Below are 3294 nucleotides of genomic sequence, written 5' to 3'. Positions count from 1 at the left end.
GTCAGCCTTCAGTGGTGCTCACTTCATCGGTGCATTGATCCTGGCTAGTGCCTAATTCCCATCCCCCGATAATTACAGATTACATCCATTGTGGATAAAGGGATAAACTATGGAATTTGATCTGATCATTGTTTTTTGGTCATTGTTTTTTGATCAAAGCTTTATGCAAGCTTTATCAAAGCTTTACAGAGTTAAAGGTTTAGTTTAGTTTTCGTGAAAGCGATACCCTTTAGATAACCAATAGTTTAGTGATAAGTACTCGGAGCAACGTTTTTAAGATTATCTTAATTCTTGTGAATTTTTAGTCCATCGGGTTGGAGCAATGATGGGCATTTTTTAAGGATTGCTTAATGCTAAACCGTTGATTTTGAGCCGACTACTTATATAATCTTTCATGGGAGATAATTCAGCCATTACTACCAAGAGTTAATTCAACTATTCTTGAACTAACAATTACTTCCATCGAAGTAAAAACTATCTGTTTTAGAACTGTAAGTTGATTGCGTTCGCGTAGCGTGGCCGTAGGCCAATCGCTTAACTCTTGGGGTCTATATAGGGTTTCTAAATAGCTCATTAGTAAGCTATCAGCTATCAGCTTAAGCGCTACGCGCACGCTACGCGAACAGCTATCAGCTATCAGCTATCAGCTAAAGGCTGAGGGCTGAGGGCTCAGGGCTCAGGGCTGACCGCTGAAGGCACCTCAAGTAGGGTGGCACAGGCTTCTAGCCTGTGGCCATACCCATAGGCTCAGGGCTGACCGCTGAGGGCTGAGGGCTGACCGCTGACCGCTGAAGGCACCTCAAGTAGGGTGGCACAGGCTTCTAGCCTGTGGCCATACCCATAGGCTGACCGCTGAGGGCTGAGGGCTGACCGCTGACCGCTGACCGCTGATAGCTTACATTCAATGAATGTTAAAAATGCCCAATTTAGGACTGTGGTAAATAGAAAACAGATTGATATGAATAACGCTCAAGGTAAAGAGGCCAAAATTTCTCAAAGTCATTATTTAACAGCCTTCCAACGCAAACTGCTCCAAAAAAGTCTCGAAGAGGATTTACATGAGTCCTATCGTCAGCGGATTCAAATTATGTTATTGGCAGACCAGGGCAAATCTCAAACGGAAATTTGTCAAACCTTGGGGTGTTGTGCCGCAACAGTAAGACATTGGATGCATATAGCTCGTAGTGGGATGGCTCACCAATGGCAGGATTGTCCCATTGGTCGCCCCAAGGCAGTCAATGACGAGTATTTAGACCGTTTGAAAGAACTGATTAACCAGAGTCCCCGGGATTATGGGTATTCCTTTCGCCGCTGGACAGTGAATTGGTTGAACAAACATCTGGCCAAAGAATTCGGGATTGAACTCAGCAATCGCCACCTGCAACGATTGCTCAAAGACATGGGATTATCGACTATACCAACACGGAGAAAGGTTAACTCCCCTAGCAGACAGGAAAACGATGGTCACAGCATCTTTATTTCTGACCTGAAATCCGCTAATGGCTCCGAGTCCAATAGTTTTTGGCTATTTAATCCCAGCAACATGGCATGAGATTATGGTTCGACATACATCTACATCTAATCCTAGATCTAATCCACTGATTTCCCCTGAGCAGCTCGCTAATACTCTAGGGCATTCTCTTTCAGAATTAGAAGTATCACGCTGTCTCAAACAAATAAAATATCGCGAGCCAACGGTCGGTCAATTTTGGCAGTCAACAGATGCTGAAGCTGGCATTTATATTGTGATTTCCGGAAAGGTCAGACTGATTAATAGTGCCGGGGAGTTAATTACCAACTTAGAAGCTGGAGCTTCGTTTGGGGAGTGTACTTTCTTTCCAGAAGAGTCTTTTGAGTGTTACTCAGCCAGAGCTTCCCTCAAAACCAAGCTCTGTTATCTAACTCCGGAACTGTTATTTCCCCTGATTAGCAAACATCCCCAAATCCGCGAACATTTTTATCGTCAGGCCCAAGGGCAAAATTCCCTGCTGATGCCCTCGGAGAGTGCTTTGGGAGAGTCGCAGAAAGAGAGAGTGGGGGAAGTAAAAAGAGTGGGGGAAAAGAAAGATATCCCCACCTCCGGAGACGAAAAACCCAAGCAAACCATCAGCAAAGCTTACTTTCCTAGCCCTACTCAAAAAGTTGGTCATTTGTGGCAGCGAGTGATCCGGCGCTATCCGTTTTTTGCCCAACAGAGTGGTTCTGACTGCGGTGCTGCCTGTCTGGTGATGATCGGTCGCTATTGGGGGAAACGATTCAGTGTTAACCGCTTGCGAGATATCTCCAATGCTGACCGTAATGGCGCTTCATTGCGGGGACTATCAGCGGCTGCCGAAAGTATTGGCTTTTCCACTCGACCAGTGAAAGCTAGTCTGGATCGACTGGCAAAACAACAGCTACCTGCGATTGTCCACTGGGAAGGAAAACACTTTATTGTTGTTTATGAAATCACCAACAAGCATGTGGTAATTGCTGACCCTGCTCTTGGTCAGAAAAGTCTGAGCCACCAGGAATTCAAAGCGGATTGGACTGGTTATGTACTGCTACTGGAACCCACAGCAATCCTGAAGGATACCAAAGAAAGTAAGACCTCTTTCTGGCAATTTTTTGAATTGGTAAAGCCTCACAGTGTCGTGTTGCTGGAGGTGTTTTTTGCTTCCCTGATGATCCAGATATTTGGTCTGATTACACCGATATTTACCCAGATAATTTTAGACCGAGTGGTGGTGCAACGGAGCACCCTCACCCTAACCGCTGTGGGGTTAGGATTGCTGATGTTTACTATGTTTCGGGTTGCGATTACCGGGTTGCGGCAATATTTGCTTGACCACACCGCAAATAAAGTAGACCTAGCACTAATTGTGGGGTTTATCAGCCATACATTGCGATTACCTTTAGGTTTCTTTGAGTCTCGTTTTGTGGGTGATATTACCTCCCGGATTCAGGAAAATCGTAAAATTGAGCGGTTTCTTACCGGTGAAGCGTTATCTATCCTGCTAGATTTAGTAACAGTTTTTATCTATGTGGGATTGATGTTTTGGTACAGTTGGAAGATGGCGCTGCTAATTTTAGTAATTGTACCACCCTTTTTCCTGCTAGCGTTGATTTCTACACCCTTTTTAAAACGAATTTCTCGGGAAGTATTTAATGCGATCGCAAAAGAAAGCAGTTATCTGATTGAAGTGCTTTCTGGTGTCCGCACTGTCAAGTCTACAGCAGTTGAGCAAACCGTACGCTGGCATTGGGAAGAGTTATTAAATAAAGAAGTTAAAACTAACTTTTCTGGGCAAGTGA

General features: G+C 44.6%; 3 protein-coding genes. 2 read left to right on the top strand and 1 reads right to left on the bottom strand.

Annotated features, from left to right (window positions below):
* Positions 1-406 precede the first annotated feature (406 nt).
* Positions 407-574, bottom strand: coding sequence for a hypothetical protein (locus tag F6K57_RS40715; protein WP_158069558.1), 168 nt, complete (start codon positions 572-574; stop codon positions 407-409).
* A 384-nt stretch (positions 575-958) separates the two neighbouring features.
* On the opposite strand from F6K57_RS40715, the gene F6K57_RS40710 reads away from it, so the two are divergent.
* Both F6K57_RS40710 and F6K57_RS40705 read left to right on the top strand, forming a co-directional pair.
* The gene (locus tag F6K57_RS40710; RefSeq protein WP_293074637.1) at positions 959-1552 is read left to right on the top strand and encodes a helix-turn-helix domain-containing protein; all 594 of its coding nucleotides are present in this window, start codon (positions 959-961) and stop codon (positions 1550-1552) included.
* Positions 1553-1556: 4 nt separating this feature from the next.
* The coding region (locus F6K57_RS40705; RefSeq protein WP_293074635.1) for a peptidase domain-containing ABC transporter at positions 1557-3294 on the top strand (1738 nt) is incomplete at its 3' end.

Origin of the sequence: Moorena sp. SIO4A5 (assembly GCF_010672005.1) — a bacterium.
In the GTDB taxonomy this organism is placed as follows: Bacteria; Cyanobacteriota; Cyanobacteriia; order Cyanobacteriales; family Coleofasciculaceae; genus Moorena.
The sequence above is the reverse complement of the archived record's forward strand: the minus strand, read 5'-3'. Positions and strand labels throughout refer to the sequence as shown.

Bases quoted from the DNA above. Each gene is read 5' to 3' on its own strand.
- F6K57_RS40715 (WP_158069558.1), bottom strand. From the start codon at position 574: ATGAGCTATTTAGAAACCCTATATAGACCCCAAGAGTTAAGCGATTGG.
- F6K57_RS40710 (WP_293074637.1), top strand. From the start codon at position 959: ATGAATAACGCTCAAGGTAAAGAGGCCAAAATTTCTCAAAGTCATTAT.